This window comes from uncultured Halomonas sp. (assembly GCF_947501415.1).
Classification (GTDB): domain Bacteria; phylum Pseudomonadota; class Gammaproteobacteria; order Pseudomonadales; family Halomonadaceae; genus Halomonas.
The window spans coordinates 236,757-257,301 of record NZ_CANMVL010000009.1 but is presented as its reverse complement, the minus strand read 5'-3'; the positions used below and the strand labels follow the sequence as shown (position 1 = coordinate 257,301).

Genomic DNA, 20,545 nt, shown 5'->3' with positions numbered 1-20,545 from the left:
CGAGCCCCGAGCGCTCCCTGGTGGCGCTGGGGCCCCTGGTCGAGCGGCTGCTGGCCGGCGAGTTCCTCTGTGCGGTCAGCGACGAAAGCGCCTTTCGTCACCTGCAGGACGAGCGGACCCGCGAGCAGATCGATGCCTATCTACGTCCGCTCAATCGGCGACTGGCCACCAACCACGAGGGCAGCGTCTATTTCCTGGCCTGGCGGACCCTCGATGAAGGGGCCCGGGAGCAGCTCTCCCGACAGCTGGCGGATACCGTCAACAGCCTGCTCCCGCTACTGGAGTGGTTGCAGCTGGTGCAGGAGGCGTTGGGGCGCGATGGCCCTGCCGCCCCGGGTGACGTGCTCAAGCCCGCCGACTTCAGCTCCCGCTGTGAGGATCATCAGGGGCTGCGCGAGCGCCTCGAGCGCCTGGCGGGCGATCCCTTCTTCGGCTCCCAGAGCGACCAGCTCGATGCCCAGCTCAAGCAGGTGTTCAAGCGGCTCAGGGAGCATGGCTATCTGCTGCAACCCCATCCCGATCGCCAGTACTACCTGGTCACCGCCAAGATCGACTACCTCATCGATCTGGTGCGCTTCATTCGCGACGAGGAGAACCTGCCGGTGGATGACCAGGCGCCCAGTGGCCAGGAGAGCCTGCTGTGAGTGATGCCCCTTCCCATGATCTGGAGAGCCGCCTGATCACCACCGGGGTCGAGCGGCTGGCGCTGCTCGGCAAGCATGCCGAAGCCTTGATGGCGGGCTACGCCCGGGACGAGGTGCCGCTGGAGGGGCTCAGCACCACTGCGCTCAACCGGCTGCTGGCGGCCCGCATCCTGTGGCGTCCGGACGAGCAGGGGGGCGTCAAGCTCGCCCCCAAGGTGCGGGAGCTGATTGCCGAGATGCTGGCCGACGAGAGTCGCCGCCACGTCAACGCCGATGTCGCCGAGACCCTGGAGCTTATGCGCAGCCTGGTGCAGAGCTACCGCGAGGCCCGCGATGGCGGTGAATACTGGCGGCAGGAGCAGCAGCTGTTGCGCCTTCGCCAGGAGGTGGATGACCTCAACGGCCGCTTCGCCGATGCCATCGACAGCCTGTGGCGACGCCTCAACGGCGACTTCGGTTTCGTCAGCCGGCTGGGCGACAAGATCCGCGAGAACGAGCGTGCCCAGAAGCAGATCGTACGGCTGCTCGATGGGCTGGCGCTGATCGACTTCGACGAGCTGATCGAGCTGGTAGGCAGCGACGGCGCCCTGCGCAAGCTGCTGGTCAGCGGCCTGCAGCAGCAGCTGACCCAGCACTACACCAGCCTGCGCGAGGTGCAGCGGCGCATGGTTGAGCTGATGGCACGCTTCCGCCAGCAGCAGTCGCGCAGCCGCCTGGTGGCTGGAATGGCCGGTTTCCTGCGCGAGCACCCGGGGTTCGTGCCTGGCAACTATGCCCGGCGCGGCGAGGTGCCGGCGCTGGTCAATCGCGCCACGCCGCTGGTCGCCGCCGGTGCCGCGGCCCTGGACCACCATCCCGATAGCCGGGCGCTGACCGAGCTGCTGCACCGGTTGCCGCGCCCGGCCCAGCGTCCGGAGCCGGTGACCGCCGCCGGTGCCGCCGCGCCCCAGGAGGACGCCCTGGTCGCCGCTCGTCACCAGGCCCTCAAGGAGGAGGTGGAGCGCTTCTACCTCTCGGTGGTGGACCGTGGTGGCGAAGGCGTCAGCGCCCTGGAGTATCGGCAGGAAGGCGCGCTTGAGTGGGGCGAGGAGATCTGGCTATTCCAGGTGATCGCCGAGTTCCAGGGCCTGCCCCGCAACGAACAACGCGCCTTTCGCCTGAGCCAGCAGGAGAGCCAGGCCAGCCCCTACAATCATCTGCGACTGATCCACGACGTCGTCGTGCAACTGGCGTAAGCGCCTAGGCGCTTGCCATGCCGCTCTCCATGTCGATATTTAAACCGCTATCCAACAAACCGCTATCCAACAAACCGATATCCAGCAACCCGCTATCCAACAGGCTGCGTACCCACCATGCTGCTATCCAACCGAGCCCGTAAGCTGCTGCGCGACGGCCTGCAGGAGCTGGCCACCCGACCCGTCGTGGACAGGAAGCGCCGGCCCGTCATCAACGATATCGTCGATTGGTGCCGGGATCACGATATCGAGCTTGGGGCGCGTCTCTCCCATGACCGGCTGCGACTCGACGCCGAGCTGCTTGGAGTGATCGATGAGACCCTGGTCGGCCTGGGCGAGCCTGCCCTGGGGGCCGACCTCGCTGGCCTGAGCACCACGCAGCAGGCGGCGCTTGGCAATCGCGAGGACAAGGCGGTGCGCGAGAAGCCCCGGGCGCAGCGAGTGCTGGCCAGCCTGCCGGCGATGGGAAAGCGAGTCGGCCTGGTTCGGCGCGAGCGAGAGGTAGCGGATATCGACTGGCGGGATATCGACCTCGACGCCTTCGAGGTGCTGGTGCAGATCGAGAACCTGGATGGCTTCTATGACTTCTCGCCGGCGATTCCCGCCCTGGAGGGCTGGTCATCGCTGCTGGTGCTCTACCGTGGCGACCGCCACTATGGCGGTGGCTTCTCACGGCTGGCCGAGGCCTGGCAAGCGGGCGGCAAGCCGCATCTCTATCTGGGGGATTTCGACGCCAAGGGGGTCGGCATCGCGCTCTCCAGTGGCGCCACGCATCTGCTGCTGCCGCCGCTGTTGGTCCTTGCCGAGCGGGCCAACCCCCAGCACTTGCCGCCAGAGCAGCAGGGCGATCAGCAACGACTGCGAGCCCACGTCGCCGGGTTGCCCGCCGCGCATCCGCTGGCCGACTCGCTGGCGATTCTGCTGGACGACCAGCGCGGCCTGCGCCAGCAGTGGTTTGGCGATGCCGAGCGCTGGCGGCGGGTGGCGCTGTACGATGGTTTGCCATCCTCGCCGTGACTAGGCACCGATGCCCTCGAACTTCCCTATCTGGATGACGTGACCGTGGAACTTCTTCAGCAGCTCGATATGCGCCATGCCCTGACCGGCCTGGTAGCGCTTGTGGTCGGTGTCCTGATCACCTTCTCTCTCCAGCAGCGCCGGCTAGGCGCCTTGCGCCATCAGCGGGATGTGGCCCGCGATGCGCTTCACGCCCAGCAGCTGGAGGCCCGCGAACAGACGGTGGCGCTGCAGGTGGCGGAGGGCGAGGTGGAGACCCAGCGCGAGGCCGTCGAGGCCAGGGGGCGTGAGCTCGAGCGCTTCCGCGACGCCTATTATGCGCTCAAGCAGACCCATGGCGAACTGACCACCCGACTGGAAGAGAAGGAGGCTCACTTCGCCCGTCAGCTGGCCTGGATGGAGGGGAGCAAGCAGCAGCTCAAGGTGGAGTTCGAGAACCTCGCCAACGAGCTGCTGGAGCAGAAGGGCAGGGCCTTCACCTCGCTCTCCGAGCGCAGCCTTGAGGGGCTGCTCAAGCCGTTTCAGGAGGAGATCAAGGGCTTTCGCGACAAGGTCGAGACCCTGCACACCCAGGAGACCGCCCAGCGTGCCAGCCTCACCACCGAGCTCAAGCACCTGCAGCAGCTAAATCGTGATATCACCGACCAGGCCGCTCAGTTGACCGAAGCCCTCAAGGGGCAGAAGAAGGTGCAGGGCAACTGGGGCGAGCTGATGCTGGAAAACGTATTGGACAGTGCGGGCCTGCGCGCAGGGGTGGACTATCAGCGCGAGAAGAGCTTCACCACCGAGCAGGGCAAGCGCCGCCCGGATGCCCTGGTCTATCTGCCCGAGGGGCGCCATCTGGTGATCGATGCCAAGACGTCGCTTGCCGCCTATCTGGAGTATGTCAACGCCGAGGATGAAATGACCCGCAAGCGCGCGCTGGCCGATCATGCCAGCGCCGTGGGCGATCGCATCGAGGAGCTGGCGGACAAGCACTACTATGATCTGCCGGGACTCAACTCCCCGGAGGTGGTGATCATGTTTATCCCGGTGGAGTCGGCCTATATCGAGGCCCTGCTTCACGATGCGACCCTTTATCAGCGGGCCATCGAGCGCAACGTGCTGGTGGCCACCCCCACCACGCTGCTGACCAGCCTGAATATCGTAAGCCAGCTATGGCGCTTCGAGAATCAGAGCCGCCACAGCGCCGAGCTTGCGAGAAAGGCCGAGCGCTTTCATACCAAGCTCTCCTCCTTCCTGGAGAGCATGCAGGAGGTGGGCAGGAAGCTCGACGGCGCCCGCGAGAGCTACGACAAGGCGCTGGGTCAGCTGGTCAACGGGCGTGGCAACCTGGTCAAGCAGGCCAGCGAGTTCCGCGAGCTGGGCGTGGCGGTGAAGAAGGAGCTGCCCGCCGAGGTGCTGGAACGGGCCCGGCTGGAGGTCGGCACTTCGGGGCCCGCCAGTCAGATCGAGCCGACAGCGGGAGAAGAGCGTTAAATGCTCTGCCGGCCCGGGAGGGCTAGACTGGCGTTGAGTGTCACTTCGACAGGGATGGTAGATAACCGACATGGCCTTTCGTTTTCAGCGCCGTATCCGTCTGGCGCCGGGTGTTCGCCTCAACCTCGGCAAGGGAGGGCTCGGCCTTTCGGTGGGGCCACGGGGGGCCAGCCTGAGCGTTGGCCCCGCTGGTGTGCAGGGCCATGTGGGGGTGCCAGGCACCGGCCTGGCCTATCGCCAGGGTCTGGATGGCCGCGATACCGGGGAGTCAAGCGGCGGCCGCCAGAAGGCTGCGCCCCCTAGCGGTCGTGGCGATAGCGGTCGTGGCGATAGCGGTCGTGCCGATGGTAGTCATGGCGATGCCGCGGCGCTCGAGGCGCGGTTGACCGAGGGCGATAGTGTGCCGATTCGCCTGGAGGTCGACGAGAGCGGTCAGCTCCACTACTTCCACGACGATGGCACTCCCATGGGTGATGCCGAGGCACGCATCATTCGTCGTCATGCCGAGGCGAGCCTGCGCGAGCAGCTCCAGGCCTACTGTGACCGTTTGAATGCCGAGATCGAGGGACTGGGGCGGCTGCACGAGGAGACCCCATCGCCCGAGTCCAACGGCTATGAGGTCAGCGAGTTCGACGAGGCCCCGCCACCGCCATTTCAACCGCTGTCGCCGGTATGGTGGCATGCCCTGGTTCCGCCGGCGAGGCGTCGCCGAGAGGCGCGCAATGCCCGTCTCAAGAGCGAGTTCGATGAGCGTTATCGCGCCTGGGAGTGGCGCAAGGCCGAGCATGATGCCGCGGAGTTTTCCCGTTACCAGCGCGAGAGCGATGGAGTGTGGGATGACCCAGAGGCCATGGAGGCGACGCTGCGCGAGCGGCTCGAGGAGATCGACTGGCCCCGCGAGACGCTGGTCGACTTCGAGCTGGGCAGCAATACCGCGACCATTGCGGTGGATATCGACCTGCCCCGGGAAGAGGAGATGCCGGACCGCTACTGGGCCATGCCCCCCAAGCAGCTCAAGCTTTCGCCCCGCCGGCTGAGTGCCACGCGTCAGCGCGAGCTCTATCGCGATCACGTGCATGGCATCGCCTTTCGCGTGCTGGGAGCGGTGTTTGCCCGCCTGCCTGGGGTCAAGGAGGCGCGTGTGTCGGGCTACCGCCAGACCACCGACCCAGCGACCGGCAGTGAATCTGATCAGTATCTTTATAGCGTCAAGGTGACCCGGGAACAGTGGGAGCGTATCGCGTTCGACAACCTCGAACAGATCGATCCGGTGGCGGCGCTCGAGGCCTTCACCCTGCGCCGGGACATGACCAAGACCGGCATCTTTCGCGATATCGAGCCGCTGAAGCTGGTATAAGCGAAGGGCGGGCCTGAGCCCGGTCAAGATGCTGGCCTTAACGTCGCGATAAGCTGGTATCAGTGAAAAGAACGGCGCCGAATCATCCTGCTGGCGCCCAGCCGTCCGTCTGGAGGAAGTCGTGATGAACGTCATATACCGCATCGATCGCCCCTATGACTCCGGCCGCATCGAGGTCTACGGCGACGAGCCCTACGAGTGGCGCATTCTCGACCATTCAGATCAGGTGGTGCGCGACAGCGCCACCGACGACAGCAGTGCCGGCGGCTACAGTGCGGCAGAGCTGGCCCTGCGTGACGCCATCGCCTTCGACGCCGACGACAACGTGGTGCCTATCTTCTTTGGCCACAGCGCCGACGCCGAGCGGGAGAATGCCGCCCAGGCCCAGCGGACCGCCGAGAGCCTGCAGGCCCTGGCGGGGGCGCTGAAGAGCGCCGCCAGCCAGGCACGACTGGACAGCCGTCATGCCACCGATGATGACGCCCAGGACTATCTGGATGCCCGCATCGAGGCGATGGACCGAGTCGTTGAGGAGCTGGAGGAGAGCGTCGGTCGGCTGAAGACACTGGCCGAGACAGAAGCGTAGCGTCGCTTCAGCTGCCCAGGCCAAAGGATCATCATGGTGCGGGCGGCTCACCAAGGATGCTGATCCCAGTACCGAGCCGCTGTTCGATGCTCTGACCGATGGCCAGTAGTCGCGCCTCCTGCCGGGGCCCCGCCATTACCTGCAAGCCCACCGGCATGCCGGCGCTATCGTTACCCACCGGCAGCGTCAGGCCGCACAGCCCCATGAAGTTGGCGATCATGGTATTGCGGAGCGCCTGCATATTGGCCCTTGCATAGGCCTCCACCGAAAGCAGACTTTCCACGGTGGGCGGCGTGATCGCCACAGTGGGGGTGAGCATGGCGTCCACACCGGCGATCTCCCTCTCGGCCATGCCATACAGCTTGTCGATAAGGGCGCGTCGACGCACGTACTCCCAGGCGGGCATGTCGTCTACCGCCTCGACCCTGGCGGCAACATTGGGGTCCAGCGCGGTGATCGCTTCGGGAAGGTCGGTCTTGAGAAAGGCCGACAGCTCCGCCGCGGCAACTCCCCCCTCCAGGAACAGCCTATACGCCTCATCGGTGTTGGGCAGATCCAGGGTCACCAGGCGCGCCCCGGCGGCCTCGAGCTGGCGGATGGCGCGTTCGACGCTCTCTGCAATGCCTGGGCTGCAGTCGTCCCAGAAAAACGCACTGGGCACGCCAAGGGTGAGATCGGCGAGAGTGGGAGGGGCCGGGACGCGGTCATCGCGGCCTGTCAGTGCACCATCCAGGGCGTCGAAGGCAAACGCCAGGTCGTCGACGCGTTGAGCCAGCAGCCCAGGGGTGTCCAGGGTCGGGGAGAGCGGCACGATCTGCTTCCCCGGCCAGCGTCCCGCGGTGGTCTTGAGGCCTGCCACTCCCGTCATGGAGGCGGGGATGCGCACCGAGCCCGCGGTATCCGTCCCGAAGGCCAGGCTTGCGGTTCCACCGACCAGCGATACACCCGCACCGGAGCTCGAGCCCCCGGGGATTCGGTGATTCTCAAGATCCCAGGGGTTGCGCGGAGCTCCCCAGTGGGCATTGGTCCCGAGGCCGCCGAAGGCAAACTCCACCGTATGGGTCTTGCCCATCACGCTGGGCAGTTGGGCGAGCAGGGCCCTGACCAGCGGGCCGGCCTGCTCCCACTGTGGTGGTAGCCGCCGGGACGAGCCGGCATAGGTCGGCAGCCCCGGCACCGCAAATAAATCCTTGAGCGATACGGGGATGCCCATCAGCGCGCCGGTGTCTCCCCCCTGACGAATCACTTGATCTGTGGCCCGGGCGTGGGCGAGGGCAGCCTCGCCGTTCCAGGTCATGTAGGCGTGATCGTGCTGGCCGCGGATGCGGTGAGCTTCCAGCGATGTTTCTGCCAGCGTGGTGGCCGTGAGTTTACCGCTGCGCAGAGCGGCATACTGCTCGCGGAGCGGGAGTTTGAGGGGGGAGTCGGTCATGGCTGTATTTCCTTATTGTCAGTCACGAATCGAGACGTGGTTTGGCTTCAGAGAGCTCTGTGTGATGCGAGGGATGGGTTAGCTTCCCATATTATTAATGAACTTGTATAAGATCCAAAGCCAGAAAAGAAAATGGAGCAAATAACAGAAAAAGCCATACCGGGATGGCATGGCTTATATGTCATAAGGGCAGGCGCAGCGATTAGGCTGTGGCAAGATCGTTTTCGACGGAACTATTTTCATCGGTCGAGGAGGGCGTGGCATAAAGTTCTTCTGGAACACCCTCTTGTTCGTAGTGCTTCGGATTGACCCAGGTGGTCGTTACATGCTCCCAAGGTACGTTTTCACCGGTCTGCTTACGGTGAAAGTTCGCTCCCGTTTTGGAAGCCTGACACCAGGTGGTGGCAGGGAAGAACCCAATGGTGTCCCCATCGTAAACCACCTTGAAAATATCCATCATAAATGCGTTGACCTCCTAAACATACCAGACCCCCATGCCAGGAAAAGAATCCAGCATCATGCCTTGAAGTAACACTTTTTAGCTGACCCTATATTGTACCATTTGCAATAAAAAGTAGCTAATTTGGAAGTTTTAGGAGTGTTGAAAAAGTGGAGTAAACGAGGTCTTATTTGCTTTCCTGGCCGTTCATCTTCCCGATCCACTCCAGCTCCAGCCGAAAGGGCCCCGACCGCCGGTCGGCGATAAGCAATCCCACCTGCCGGAGCGCCGCGGGATCGAGCGGCGGCGCATCCTCCAGTCGCCGACCGCGAAACACCGCCTCGAACTCGTGCCAGGGCAGGGCAAGGCGTTGCCACTCGCCGGTGGGGGGCTGGAACAGCGCCCGGTAGGCCGCGCCCTCGAACAGTTGGTTGGTGCGCAGGCGCAGCTGGTAGCGGCGGCCGTCGCCGCGCACATCGAGCAACAGGCCCGGAGCGCCGCTCAGGTCCATGGCCTCGCGCTCGCGGCGAACCGAAGCGAAACCGCCGTTGTTCTCCAGGGACGTCTCGCCACTGAACACCCCGACGCCGTCTTGCACCTGCAGGTTGCCGAGGGAGACGCCGCCCATCACATCATCGTTGATGGCTTGCCAGCGCTTGGCCTCGGCCGCGTGTTGAAAGTCGATCAGGTGTGCCGTCATCGGGGTCTCCGGGGTTGCTTGTTGCCGACTGCCCAGTTTTCCTGCCAAGGCATTCTCGTCTTATGTTGGCTCACCGTTGCGAAAGAGAAACGCTGCCGTTCACCGGCCGATCAATGCGCTCATGTCCTGAGTCAAGTGAACGCCACAAGTCAGAATATTTCCCTTTCGCCATTACTGTGCTGCCTCGTTTTGAGCGAGGCAGTCTCTATCCCTGGACGAAGTGCGGAAAGGCCTGCTCGGCCCATGCTTCGCCGTCAGGACCTGGCGTGTATGAGCTTTATCTAGCCTGGGTGCCGCGACTCAGTGTTCTGAGCATGGCGTCAAGCACATCGGCTTCACTGAGCTGGCCCCGGGAATTCTGGCTCGTCATTGGTGCTCGGGCTCGGTCAACAAGATAGCTTCATGCCGAACCTCGTCGGTCAGTGTCTTCAGGGCATTATCCTGCTGCAGCAGCTCGATCGCGTCACAAACGGCGCGGCGAATCGCGTCGCGCTGCTCTGCCATAGTGGTCGTTCCACGCAGCACTTCCAGTAGGGGGGTCTCCAGGTACAGGGGATGATAGCGATTGGCCGGGCGTTCCTCGAGGTGATCATAGAAGTGCCAGCCCTTGTGGGGCGTCCTCTCTCGAAGCTGTTGCACGAGTCGCCGATAGCTCGGTAGTTGCGGGTAGATGTCGTGTAACTTGACCGAGAAGTCGAGAATGATGTTTAGCATCACTCGGTTGGTATGCCGGTTCTCCACCAGGTGGTCGCGACCGTCGAGAATCACTCCCACGAACAGTCCCGGCATCCAGTGAAGGGGCCCTCCGGCGGGGATCAGTTCAAACCCCAGCCGGCCCCAACGCGTCTTGGGGTTGCGTCCTTCATAGCGCTCCTTGAGCGGCCATTGCTCGTATGCCAGCGGTGCCAGCGCATCTCCCAGTTGCTCCGGAAAACGCCACACCACCGGGTAGAACGCAAGCGCCTGATGGCTGATCGCTTTAGCCGGGTGCAGCCCTTCGTGCCGCAACAGGGCCAAAAAACTGGCGATATGAAATTGCTCTGCTGGGTCACTCAGTGTGTTGTGCTGTGTCTCCAGCAGCTCGTACACGTTCTCCCAGCACAGACAACCATGCGCTTCCGGCCGATGCTGGCCGGTATTGGCAGAGATCACGATTACCCGAGCGGTCCGGCCGGGAAACTCCGATGCCGCCAGGTCGCGATACTTGTTCACCTGCTCAGCGGAGAGCGGAGCATGCACCTTATGCTCGAAAAGCAATGCGCCGCCCGGCCACTTGGCGAGCATGTCGAGCCGAGCACCTGGATAGGTCGCTTGTGTCTCCCAGGTGACTTCCTGATCGTCAGCAGGCAGCTCGAGGCGATCCGTCTCCGGCACATGCGTCATAACGGTGTCGAGAAAGGCATCGGCCACATTACGGGAATTCCGCAGCAGCCAGGCGAAAATCTCGGTGAGGTAATCCTCGAGGCTATCGCGGCCTTCTCGGGGGCGATAGCGGCGGAGGCTGACCAGCAGGGTGTCGTCCATCAATGCTGTCCTAGCAGTAAAAGTGAATGTCGCCATGTGTCATGGCGCAAAAAAGGTATTGTGAATTAGACTCGTTCCAAAGCCTGATGGCCATCGCGGATGTTTAGTCGTGCCTGTTACCTTATGATGCCGCCTATGACAACGCTCTTCTGAATCCGATGGCGAAAGACTCAATCACGCTGGTACGTCATGCCTAGCGGAAGGTGTGGCACTGGCTCTCCGGCCTGACCTACGCACGCACGGCAGGAATGAAGAGCCTATTCCAGGCTTCCCGGTAATCACCAATTGGCTAGGTTCTCGAGTTCTTGTGCTCTCTGCGCCGTCTCACGCAGCACGCACTCATTCGAGGCGACCATTGCCAAGGTTCCTCCCGCTGTAGCGTAGAATTGACAGTTTGCATCCCGGTACTGAATCCAAAGGCGCTGCGCATCTAGAAGCTCTTGCCGGCGCTCGCCCGAGATATTGTTACGCAACTTCTGGTAAGCCCCATTCAGTCGAGCATCTTGGGTTTTTATCTCCTCACCGATGCAGTTCATCATATTGACGGTGACGCCACCCGATGCGTCCATACAGTTCGAGTACCTACCCGTATAGAGGTCCTCTGCGGGCGTCATTGGCGAGATGGCTAAGAACAATGCTCCTGCAAAAACTCGCTTCATCATGATTCGTAGTTTCCTTGCGATTGAGGTTGATGTTCCCGTGATGCCGGTCGAGGAATCCGGTTTGCTGTTTCTAATGTGTTTTTCTCCCCAGCCACATAGCCCTTTCGCTGGATCCTACTGCCTAGGCAGGTTATACACGTGCGATGGTGTCAGTGGCCATCAGCTCACTTCCGATGGCTGTGCCATCCAGTGGTATGCCGGCAAGTGTCAGCCTGGCTCCAGAGCCAGCGAGGGTCATGGCATGGCGCTGACCGGCTCGGAGATGCGCCTGCTCGGGGTAGAGCAGTACCACCGACTCACAGTCGTAGGCGCTGGCATAGGTTGCCAGCTGGTAGAGATCCGACGTCGAGAGGGCGGCCAGGGCATCCGGCCCCTCGATGCGCTTCCACTTGGTATCCAGGATGATCACCGGCCGCCGGGATTCGTCCAGCAGGCTGATATCCGGCCGCATAAGGAGTCGGCCGAGGCCGTTCTCCTCGTGACCCAGATAGCGCCGCGGGCCCTGTTCCATTAGCTTGAGCCCGTGGCGACGCGCCAGCGGGCGCAGGCGGCTGGCGGTATAGCGTTCGAAGAGACGGTTCATGTCGAAGAGCAGGCTGAAGGCCTGTTGGCGCCCTGAGCGGGCATCCAGAAACTGACCCTCCAGGAAAAGGTGGGCCAGCGTCACCAGCGGGGCGTAGCGGCTCTGCATCCGGTTGAGCTGATCGGCCGTAGGGCCTCGCTCATGGGGCGTCAGAGTGCCGACGTCACCGAAGCGCATTCGCAGGGCGTGGAGCTGCTGGGCAAGCAGGGGGCTGGTGGTAAGGGAGATCACCAGCCGCAGTGCTGAGTGCAGCAGGCGGTTGATCGGAATGTCGGCGATCAACTCGCTGTAGTGACAGGCCAGGCGTTGGGGCTTGAAGAGGTTCTCGCGCTGTTGGCGCACCAGGTCGATGCGGCCGCGCACCTGGTCAAGGGTGTCGTCGATATCCCGATAGTCCCGCAGTAGCCCCTGTTGTAGCTGGCGCTCCAGCAGGTGAGCGAAGTGGCGGATAAAGAGGTCCAGCAGGGTAGTTCGGCTGGTAGCCAGGCCAGCACCGAGCGTATCGACGCCCTCCAAGTCACCGGCGCAGGCCAGCATGGTCAGCAGGGTGTCGCGCTGCTGGGCTTCGGTCTGATACGGGGTGAGCTTGGGCAGCACCTCCACCTGCAGGCCGTCCACCTGGACCACCCCGCAAAACTGGGTGAACTTCACCCGTTGATGACCCCACTGCAGGCAGCCTGGCGGCAGCATGCTCTCGGCGCCGGCCAGGGCGTCAGCCTCGTGGGGTGCCAGGTCGCGCCCCTCGCCGACCGCAAGCCAGCCGTGCTCGTAGGCGGTGAGTTGCCTCATGCCTCGGCTTCCAGCGACTCGTAGATCTTCTTGATGGCGTCGGCGCTGATCTTTCCCGGCGCCTTGACGCGGTAGTCGGGCCGCTCGGGGAGCAGGTCGTCGCTGTCGGGGAAGAGGCGGGCCGGATCGAGGGTCTCGGCGGTGATCAGCTGCTGCTCCACATCGGCCCCTTCGTCTGCCAGCACGCGGCGGATCTGGCGCCAGTCGTCATAGAAGTACTCCGCCAGCATGGGGATGATGTCGTAGACCATCACCCGTCGCAGGGCCTCGAGGTCCTTCACCTCGGTGAAGTAGGCGTGGCCGAAGGTCTGATCGCGGTGCAGCAGGTAGCGCAGGCGCAAGTTGATCGCTTCCAGCAGGGCGCGCAAGTTGAGCAGGCCGCCTTCACCGTCGGGGATATAGCCGTCCCCCTGGCCGCCGGGAATCCGCTTGGGTTCCGGCATCAGCTCGTGGAAGTGGAAGCGCCGGCGCAGGGCGGCATCCATCAGCGCGATGGAGCGGTCGGCGGTGTTCATGGTGGCGTAGATATCGAGGTTCTTGGGCACCCCGAACCGCTCGCCCGAGTAGGGCAATACCAGCTCGATGCCTTCGACCAGCTGGCCTTCCTCGTCCCACCAGGCGCGCTTGTCGGCCTCGATCAGGGTGATCAGCTCGCCGAAGATACGTGAGATATTGCCGCGATTGATCTCGTCGATGAACAGCGCGTAGCGCTGCTTGGGGTCCTGGCTGGCGCGCAGGCAGAACGCCTTGAACAGGCCGTCACGCACCTCGTAACTGATGGCGCCGTCTTCGGTGGTCTGCGGGCGGATGCCCTCGACGAAGTCCTCGTAGCTGTAGGACTGATGGAAGGTTACCGTCAGGTGGCGCTTGATGCGGGCGTCGTCGCTGGCTGGGCCTTGCTTGAGTTGAGCGAGCTTCTCACGTAGCCCTTCGCCGGCTTCCTCCCAGTCGCCAGTCAGGATCCATCGGCCGCCATGCTGCTTGTCAAAGATCAGCGGTGAGATGCGCTTCTCGGCTGCGGTCTTCACCGTTTCTGACTCCAGTACCGCATGCTGCTGAAGCGCACCCCAGCAGGTCTGGCGCAGGTGCGGATTGTTGGCCCGCCCCTGCACGCGTGCCTTGGCCTTGAAGTAGGGGTGGACGATCAGGTCATTGACCGTGGCAATGCCACCCAGGTCTGCCAGCGCCAGGGCGATGGCCTCCCACCACGCGGTGCCCGCCAGCTGCTCCTCCAACCACTTGCCAGTGGGGGCCTGCTTCGCCTCACTCTCGTACTTAGGCATCAGGTGCTTCTGCAGGTGATAGGTCTTGCCGGTGCCGGGCGGGCCATAGAAGATCGTGTTGGCCGGCCGGGCGATCTGGATGGCCTCCTGTATAGGCGTGTCGGCCTTCGCGGCTGAGACCTTCACCGGCGGCAGTTTGTCCCACAGCTTGCCGATCAGCTTCGCCGAGAGCGACTTGACCTCAATGCCCGAGCCCTGGGGCGACCAGTTCTGCCCATCGGTGGTATCGGCCTGGAGCTTGTCCATGCTGATGTAGGTGTCGACGTCAGGATCGCGCAGGTCGGTCAGGGTGATATCGACAAAGCGAGCTTTCTCGCCGTTGTCGGCGCGGTCCGGGTTGTAGTGTTCATCTTCATATGGCGCCGAGGCGATATTGCCCCGAGCGATTAGCCCGCGAGGCTCCTGGCCCACCCGTACCAGGTAGAAGGTGTCGCCTTCGCGGGGGTGGGTGGAGGCGGTGCGCCAGGACAGGGTGACGTTCTCGCCACTGGCGATCTTCAAACGATCATCCTGATAGGACTTCCAAGGCCAGTGCTTCGGATTCCAGGCCATCAGCCAGATGCCGGGGGAAGGGCGCCACTGCTCCAGCCAGGGGGAGTCGTAGAAGTCTACCTTTTGGTCGCCCTCACTTTCCAAGCGCTGGCGAAGCTCCAGGAGAGACTGGTCGATCTCTCGGTCCGAGAGTTGTTTAAGCCGGTGTTTGGAGAGACCAGCCATCTTTTCCAGGATTTTTTGCTTGTCGAGTATGATGGAGATGTACTCGAAGCTATCCGGAAAGAGCAGGTAGCTCAGGATATGCGGGAGCTGTCGTATGCCATCGCGGCGTACCGTGGCCATCCAGTCGGCGAAGGCCCAGGGGTCTTCAGCCTGCCGCTGCTGCTGGTCGGGTGGGAGCGATTTGAAGGCGCGGATCAGGTCGATCAGAAAGACAAGCTCACGCCAGCGATGGGTATTGAAGCCCGTACCGGTGCTGCCGACGCCACCGAGGGCCTGGTCATTGAGGCAGGGGGGTGGCTCGGGGAAAGCCTCACCGCTCAGCTCCCAGATCTCCTTCACCATGCGGCGCTTGGTGGCAGGCTTGATATTGCTCGAGAAAAGTAGCAATAGCCAGTTGAGTTCCGCCATCAGCTGAATGGCATCAGCCGAGGTGTCGGCTAGCTGAAGCGATAGTTTGTGAATGTAGCTGTCGCCGCCCTCGATGGGGTTCTGGGTAAAGCTTCGGTCCAATTCCTCCAGGTTGTCGTGCGTCCAGAGGTCCTTGTCACAGAACAGGCTGCCGTCCTGGAGTAAGCAGATTTCTTTCCAGCGATTGGCTGCGGCCAGCAGGTGTGTGGTTTCGTGCTTGTGGCTATAGTGGCTCACGCGAAGGCTTCCTTGTCGTTCGCAAATAATGTGATGAGGAGAACAACCTTCTGTTTGTTAGGTCACGATAAACTACTCGCAGCCTACATCATGCTGTCTTCTTGAGTTTGAGCTTAGCACCCTATGTGCTTCAGGGCAGTTGATGCAGCTGGTGTAATCTCGCTCTGGTTCAGTACGGTTTTTACTCAGGTGCGTTGTGTCTGTTAAAGACGGGGGTAGGAAGGAGGTGAGGCAGCAATAGGAAAAATAGGAGACTAGATAATCTTGAGGTTTCTGCTGCATGGGTTCTATACACGCAGCAACGAAAAACCGCCACTCGGCATGACCCGTTAGTGGCGATTTCTCTTGATGTTTCTGGTCGGAGCGACAGGATTCGAACCTGCGACCTTTGCAACCCCATTGCAACGCGCTACCAAGCTGCGCCACGCTCCGACTCTCGTTTTCGGTTTCCTGGCCGTCCGGCCTGTGCCCCGAGAACGAGGCGTATACTAGCGCGTTAGCCGGCAAATGAAAAGCCCCTTTTGCACTTTCTTTTCAGATGCTTGGGTTGTGAGCGCTGGGGCGTGCCGCGATGATGCTCTATGATGTCGGCGGTTTACGCCGCGTGTCGGGCGTTGTCGGGGTCGCAGAGGGGGGGGAGTTGCCATGCCGTTGATCATGGGGATGAGTTTGTTGCTGGCTTGCCAGTTCCTGGGGGAGCTGGTCGCGCGTGGGCTGACGTTGCCGATTCCAGGCCCGGTGATTGGCATGGTGATCCTGCTGATTGGGCTGCTGGTGAATGGCAAGGTGCCCAGGAGCCTGCGCATGGCCGGCGAGGGTCTGCTGCGCTACCTTACCCTGCTGTTTGTGCCGGCGGGGGTGGGGCTGATGGTGCATTTCGCGCTGATCGGTCGTGACCTCTGGCCCATCCTGATCACCCTGGTGGTGTCCACGGGACTGACCCTGGCCGCGACCGCCTGGGGATTGGACCGGCTAAACCGGCGCCGGGGAGGGGAGTCGCGATGAGCCTCGCAACGCTGGATCAGCTGTGGGTCTATCTCTCCGGGAACCCGCTGCTTTCGCTGTTGATGACGCTGCTGGTGTTTAGCCTGGCGGTGCGCATCAACACTGCCCTCGGCGGCACGCCATTGCTGCACCCGGTAACGCTCTCCATTGCCATTCTGATCGGCCTGCTGCTGCTGGTGGATATGGATTACGCCACCTACTTCGAGGGGGCGCAGTTCATCCACTTCCTGCTGGGGCCGGCCACCGTGGCGCTGGCGATTCCCCTGTATGACCATCGTGAGCGTGTCAGGCGGCTGCTGGTGCCGCTGCTGCTGGCTTGTCTGCTGGGCATCGTCACGGCGGTGGCCAGCACCCTGGGCATTGCCCTGGCATTGGGGGCTCGTCTGGAAACGGTGCTCTCCCTGGCGCCGCGTTCGGTGACATCTCCCATTGCCATGGGGATCGCCGAGCAGATCGGAGGTATTCCTTCGCTGGCGGCGGGTCTGGTGCTGCTGACGGGTTCGATCGGCTGTGCGCTTTCGCCCTGGGTATTCCGTCTGTTGCGGATTAAGGATCCGGCGGTGCAGGGGTTCACCCTGGGGCTGTCGGCCCATGGCTTCGGCACGGCCCAGGCGTTTGCGCGGATCGGCGCCGTGGCCGGGGCCTTCTCGGGGCTGGCCATGGGGCTGACAGGGCTGCTTACGGCGTTTCTGCTGCCGCTGATCACGCGGATCTTCGGGCTGGGGAACTGAAAAGGCGCCCGATCAGGGCGCCTGGTTTATCTGGCGATGTTGATCGCTGAAGGGTGGCCGGGCTCTGTCCGAAAACTGGCTGCGCTCGCCGACTTTTCGGTCAAGCCTAGATCTCCTCCCATAGGCGCTTGCGGAAATCGTGACTGAGCTTGGTGGCATGCTCCAGGCGTTTCATCTGCGCGTTACTCACCTCCTTCACCAGCTTTTCATAGCAGGCCTGTACCTGCTCCGGAGTCGTGGGTTGGGGGCCGTCGAAGCATTCGGCGATTCTTTCACCGCTCTCGGCGATGGCTTTCAGGAATTCGGCTTCGAACTGCAGGGCCTCGGCTAGGCCTTCCATCCAGGCCAGCTGGGTGCGCGCCATGGGGTTGGCACCCTTGGTCCACTGCTGCTGCCACCACTCAAGCATCGGGTTGGAGAAGGGGTTCTGGGGCATGACGACCTCCTGGTCACTGGTTCAGCGGATGGCGGATGCGGCATACGCCTCGTGATGTTGACTAGAGTATAGGAGAGCGTAGGCGGGAGGACGCCGCCGGGGCGCTTTCCTTTGATGCATGTCAGGGAGCGAGTGCGATGTGGAGTGTGGTCAAGTCGGTGTTGGCGGCTTTCTTCGGCGTACAGAAGGATGCCCAGCGCCGGGAGGACTTCGAAAAGGGCCATCCCGTGGCCTTTATTACCGTGGGAATCCTGATGGGCCTGGTATTGGTGGCGGTCGTGGCGTTCGTCGCCGTGTCGGCGGCCCGTTGAAAAAGGCGTTGGCGGTGGACGAGGGCGCGACTGTTGGCCGCAGTGTGGGTGACTACACTGCCTTACAGTTATAGCTGAATCGAACGACGTTCCACGTAGCTAGCGCGTGGTACGACAATAACAAGTCACGATAACCAGCAAGGAGGAGGCGCCGATGCGCACGTTCATCGTGTGGACAGCAGGTTGCCTGGTCGTCCCCCTGATGACGACGCTGGCCATGGCCAATGGCTGGAACATGCCGGTGGGGGTGACCGACGTGAGTCGAGAGGTCCACTCCCTGCACATGACCATCTTCTGGATCTGTGTGGTCATCGGCGTGATCGTGTTCGGGGCGATGTTCTACTCCCTGTTCCGCTTTCGCCACTCCAAGGGGGCCAAGGCGGCGCACTTCCATGAACACACCCTGGTCGAGGTGATCTGGACGGCGATTCCGCTGTTGATCCTGATCGGCATGGCGGTACCCGCTACCGCCACCCTCAAGAAGATGTATGACCCCTCCGATGCCGATCTGGATGTAATGATTACCGGCCAGCAGTGGCGCTGGCGCTACGAGTATCTCGGCGAGGATGTCGCCTTTACCTCCAACCTCGGCACCCCCCGGGAGACGATTCGTGGCAAGGGGGAACGAGGCGAGCACTACCTGCTCGAGGTCGATGAACCGCTGGTGTTACCCGTGGGTCGCAAGGTGCGCTTCCTGATGACTTCCGATGATGTCATCCACTCCTGGTGGGTGCCGGACCTGGCCGTCAAGCAGGACACCATTCCCGGCTTCGTCAACGAGAATTGGGTGCGGATCAACGAGCCCGGGGTCTATCGCGGTCAGTGCGCCGAGCTATGTGGTATGGACCACGGTTTCATGCCGATCGTGGTGCAGGCGCTGGAGGAGGAGGAGTTCGATGCCTGGCTCGCCGAGCGCAAGGAGGCGGCCGCCCAGGAGGCCTCCGGCGTCGACCGCGAATGGACCCTGGACGAGCTGATGGCGCGTGGCGAGCAGAGCTACAACGCGGTGTGTGCCTCCTGCCACCAGCCCGATGGAAGCGGTAATGAGCCGGCCTTCCCGGCGCTGGCGGGCAACCAGGCACTAATGGAGGAGCGCGAGCGGCATATCGAGACCGTGGTCAACGGGGTCTCGGGCGCCGCCATGCCGGCCTTCCGCAATACCCTGAGCCCGGTGGAGATTGCCGCCGTGATCACCTACGAGCGCAACGCCTGGGGGAACGAGACCGGCGATGTGGTTCAGCCGTTGGAGATTGCCGAGCGGCTGGAGGAGTAGGCCGGCCGCGGTTGTCCCAAGCGATCAGATAAGAACAGCGACAATCAGGGAGATTGACCATGGCGCCCAAGCTGCCCTTGCATCACCCCGTCGAGCAGAGCTCTACCGCCAGTGCCGGCGGCCAGGCGGCGCACTCGGCCCCACCCCGTGGCCTGATGCGCTGGCTGCTGACCACCAATCACAAGGAGATCGGCAGCCTCTATCTGATCTTCTCACTGACGATGTTCTTTATCGGTGGTGTCTTTGCGCTGGTGGTGCGCGCCGAGCTGTTCCAGCCCGGGCTGCAGCTGGTGGAGCCGGAATTCTTCAACCAGATGACCACCATGCATGGCCTGATCATGGTGTTCGGGGCGATCATGCCCTCCTTCGTGGGGCTGGCCAACTGGATGATACCGCTGCAGATCGGCGCGCCGGACATGGCCCTGCCGCGCCTGAACAACTTCAGCTTCTGGTTGCTGCCGGTGGCCTTCACGCTGCTGCTGAGCACCCTGTTGATGCCCGGGGGTGGCCCCAACTTCGGCTGGACCTTCTACGCGCCGCTCTCCACCACCTACGCACCGCCTTCCACCACCTTCTTTATCCTCTCGTTGCATATCGCCGGTATCAGCTCGATCCTCGGCGCCATCAATATCATCGCCACGGTGCTCAACCTGCGCGCGCCGGGCATGCGGATGATGGACATGCCGCTGTTCTGCTGGACCTGGTTGATCACCGCCTTCCTGCTGATCGCGGTGATGCCGGTGCTCGCCGGGGCGGTGACCATGATGCTGATGGATATCAACTTCGGCACCAGCTTCTTCAATGCCGCCGGTGGCGGGGATCCGGTGCTCTTCCAGCATCTGTTCTGGTTCTTCGGGCATCCCGAGGTCTACATCATGATCCTGCCCGCCTTCGGGATCGTCTCGGCGATCATCCCCACCTTCTCCCGCAAGCGGCTGTTCGGTTACGCCTCCATGGTCTATGCCACCGGGGCCATCGCCATCCTGTCGTTCATGGTCTGGGCGCACCATATGTTCACCGTGGGCCTGCCGCTGACCGCCGAGCTGTTCTTCATGTACACCACCATGCTGATCGCGGTGCCCACCGGCGTGAAGGTGTTCAACTGGGTGGCCACGATGTTCCGCGGCTCGATCAGTTTCGAGCCGCCCATGCTGTTTGCCCTGGCCTTCGTGGTGCAGTTCACCATCGGCGGGTTTTCGGGATTGATGCTGGCCATCTCGCCGGCAGACTTCCAGTATCACGACACCTATTTCGTGGTGGCGCACTTCCATTATGTGCTGGTGCCGGGGGCGCTGTTCGCGATCCTGGCCGCGGCCTACTACTGGCTACCCAAGTGGACCGGCCACTACCCCAATCTGAAGTTGGCCCACTGGCACTTCTGGCTCTCGGTGATCGGCGTCAACCTGACCTTCTTCCCCATGCACTTCTCGGGGCTTGCCGGCATGCCGCGGCGGATCCCCGACTACGCCCTGCAGTTCGCGGATTTCAACCTGGCATCCAGCCTGGGCGCCTTCCTGTTCGGTGCCTCTCAGCTGCTCTTCGTCTGGCTGATCATCAAGTGCGTGCGCGGTGGCGAGAAGGCCCCGGCCAAGGCCTGGGAGGGTGCGGAGGACCTCGAGTGGAGCGTGCCGAGTCCGGCTCCGCTGCACACCTTCGAGCATCCGCCCACCTTTCGTCGTGACGAGAATTCGGCATGA

The 20,545-nt window shown here is 62.9% G+C and carries 19 protein-coding genes and 1 tRNA gene; 11 read left to right on the top strand and 9 right to left on the bottom strand.

The features are described 5' to 3' along the window. Positions 1-17: 17 nt before the first annotated feature. The 6 genes from Q0894_RS07325 to Q0894_RS07300 all read left to right on the top strand — a co-directional run bounded on the left by Q0894_RS07325 (position 18) and on the right by Q0894_RS07300 (position 6,318). Positions 18-644, top strand: a complete 627-nt coding sequence (locus tag Q0894_RS07325) for a hypothetical protein (protein WP_366130979.1) — start codon at positions 18-20, stop codon at positions 642-644. After that, positions 641-1,879: a hypothetical protein gene (locus tag Q0894_RS07320; protein ID WP_299233042.1), complete on the top strand. Its 1,239-nt coding sequence runs from the start codon at positions 641-643 to the stop codon at positions 1,877-1,879. Before Q0894_RS07325 ends, Q0894_RS07320 begins: the two co-directional genes overlap by 4 nt. Positions 1,880-1,996: 117 nt before the next feature. Continuing rightward, positions 1,997-2,896, top strand: a complete 900-nt coding sequence (locus Q0894_RS07315; RefSeq protein WP_299233039.1) for a hypothetical protein — start codon at positions 1,997-1,999, stop codon at positions 2,894-2,896. 45 nt (positions 2,897-2,941) lie between these two features. Beyond that, the gene (rmuC, locus tag Q0894_RS07310; RefSeq protein WP_299233036.1) at positions 2,942-4,375 is read left to right on the top strand and encodes a DNA recombination protein RmuC; all 1,434 of its coding nucleotides are present in this window, start codon (positions 2,942-2,944) and stop codon (positions 4,373-4,375) included. 70 nt (positions 4,376-4,445) lie between these two features. Beyond that, on the top strand, positions 4,446-5,732 hold the full coding sequence (locus Q0894_RS07305; RefSeq protein WP_299233033.1) for a DUF4236 domain-containing protein: 1,287 nt from the start codon (positions 4,446-4,448) through the stop codon (positions 5,730-5,732). Between the two features lie 124 nt (positions 5,733-5,856). After that, the gene (locus Q0894_RS07300) at positions 5,857-6,318 is read left to right on the top strand and encodes a hypothetical protein (RefSeq protein WP_299233030.1); all 462 of its coding nucleotides are present in this window, start codon (positions 5,857-5,859) and stop codon (positions 6,316-6,318) included. A 31-nt stretch (positions 6,319-6,349) separates the two neighbouring features. On the opposite strand, the gene Q0894_RS07295 is transcribed toward Q0894_RS07300, so the two are convergent. The 8 genes from Q0894_RS07295 to Q0894_RS07260 form a co-directional block, all read right to left on the bottom strand. Further along, a complete protein-coding gene (locus Q0894_RS07295; protein WP_299233027.1) occupies positions 6,350-7,750 on the bottom strand; it encodes an amidase family protein in 1,401 nt (466 codons plus the stop codon). A 202-nt stretch (positions 7,751-7,952) separates the two neighbouring features. Further along, positions 7,953-8,210, bottom strand: a complete 258-nt coding sequence (locus Q0894_RS07290; RefSeq protein WP_299233024.1) for a hypothetical protein — start codon at positions 8,208-8,210, stop codon at positions 7,953-7,955. A 166-nt stretch (positions 8,211-8,376) separates the two neighbouring features. Continuing rightward, positions 8,377-8,889: a CIA30 family protein gene (locus Q0894_RS07285; protein WP_299233022.1), complete on the bottom strand. Its 513-nt coding sequence runs from the start codon at positions 8,887-8,889 to the stop codon at positions 8,377-8,379. Between the two features lie 366 nt (positions 8,890-9,255). Beyond that, the gene (locus tag Q0894_RS07280) at positions 9,256-10,413 is read right to left on the bottom strand and encodes a hypothetical protein (RefSeq protein WP_299233019.1); all 1,158 of its coding nucleotides are present in this window, start codon (positions 10,411-10,413) and stop codon (positions 9,256-9,258) included. A 278-nt stretch (positions 10,414-10,691) separates the two neighbouring features. After that, positions 10,692-11,075, bottom strand: coding sequence for a lysozyme inhibitor LprI family protein (locus Q0894_RS07275; protein ID WP_299233016.1), 384 nt, complete (start codon positions 11,073-11,075; stop codon positions 10,692-10,694). A gap of 130 nt (positions 11,076-11,205) precedes the next feature. Beyond that, entirely contained in the window at positions 11,206-12,447 is a 1,242-nt protein-coding gene (locus Q0894_RS07270) for a hypothetical protein (RefSeq protein ID WP_299233013.1), read from the bottom strand. Then, on the bottom strand, positions 12,444-15,092 hold the full coding sequence (locus Q0894_RS07265; protein ID WP_299233010.1) for an AAA family ATPase: 2,649 nt from the start codon (positions 15,090-15,092) through the stop codon (positions 12,444-12,446). Before Q0894_RS07265 ends, Q0894_RS07270 begins: the two co-directional genes overlap by 4 nt. A gap of 355 nt (positions 15,093-15,447) precedes the next feature. Continuing rightward, a tRNA-Pro gene (locus Q0894_RS07260) sits at positions 15,448-15,524 on the bottom strand. Between the two features lie 213 nt (positions 15,525-15,737). Here Q0894_RS07260 and Q0894_RS07255 point away from each other — a divergent pair. Then, positions 15,738-16,097, top strand: coding sequence for a CidA/LrgA family protein (locus tag Q0894_RS07255; RefSeq protein ID WP_299233007.1), 360 nt, complete (start codon positions 15,738-15,740; stop codon positions 16,095-16,097). After that, positions 16,094-16,828 carry an LrgB family protein gene (locus tag Q0894_RS07250; RefSeq protein ID WP_299233004.1) on the top strand — a complete coding sequence of 245 codons (735 nt, stop codon included), beginning with the start codon at positions 16,094-16,096 and terminating at the stop codon, positions 16,826-16,828. Before Q0894_RS07255 ends, Q0894_RS07250 begins: the two co-directional genes overlap by 4 nt. Before the next feature lie 106 nt (positions 16,829-16,934). On the opposite strand, the gene Q0894_RS07245 is transcribed toward Q0894_RS07250, so the two are convergent. Next, positions 16,935-17,264: a hypothetical protein gene (locus tag Q0894_RS07245; RefSeq protein ID WP_299233001.1), complete on the bottom strand. Its 330-nt coding sequence runs from the start codon at positions 17,262-17,264 to the stop codon at positions 16,935-16,937. Positions 17,265-17,401: 137 nt separating this feature from the next. On the opposite strand from Q0894_RS07245, the gene Q0894_RS07240 reads away from it, so the two are divergent. The 3 genes from Q0894_RS07240 to ctaD all read left to right on the top strand — a co-directional run bounded on the left by Q0894_RS07240 (position 17,402) and on the right by ctaD (position 20,545). After that, positions 17,402-17,575 carry a DUF2970 domain-containing protein gene (locus tag Q0894_RS07240; RefSeq protein ID WP_299232999.1) on the top strand — a complete coding sequence of 58 codons (174 nt, stop codon included), beginning with the start codon at positions 17,402-17,404 and terminating at the stop codon, positions 17,573-17,575. A gap of 154 nt (positions 17,576-17,729) precedes the next feature. Further along, positions 17,730-18,848 (top strand): cytochrome c oxidase subunit II, encoded by a 1,119-nt coding sequence (gene coxB, locus Q0894_RS07235; protein ID WP_299232996.1) that lies wholly within the window; start codon positions 17,730-17,732, stop codon positions 18,846-18,848. 59 nt (positions 18,849-18,907) lie between these two features. Then, positions 18,908-20,545: a cytochrome c oxidase subunit I gene (gene ctaD / locus Q0894_RS07230; protein WP_299232994.1), complete on the top strand. Its 1,638-nt coding sequence runs from the start codon at positions 18,908-18,910 to the stop codon at positions 20,543-20,545.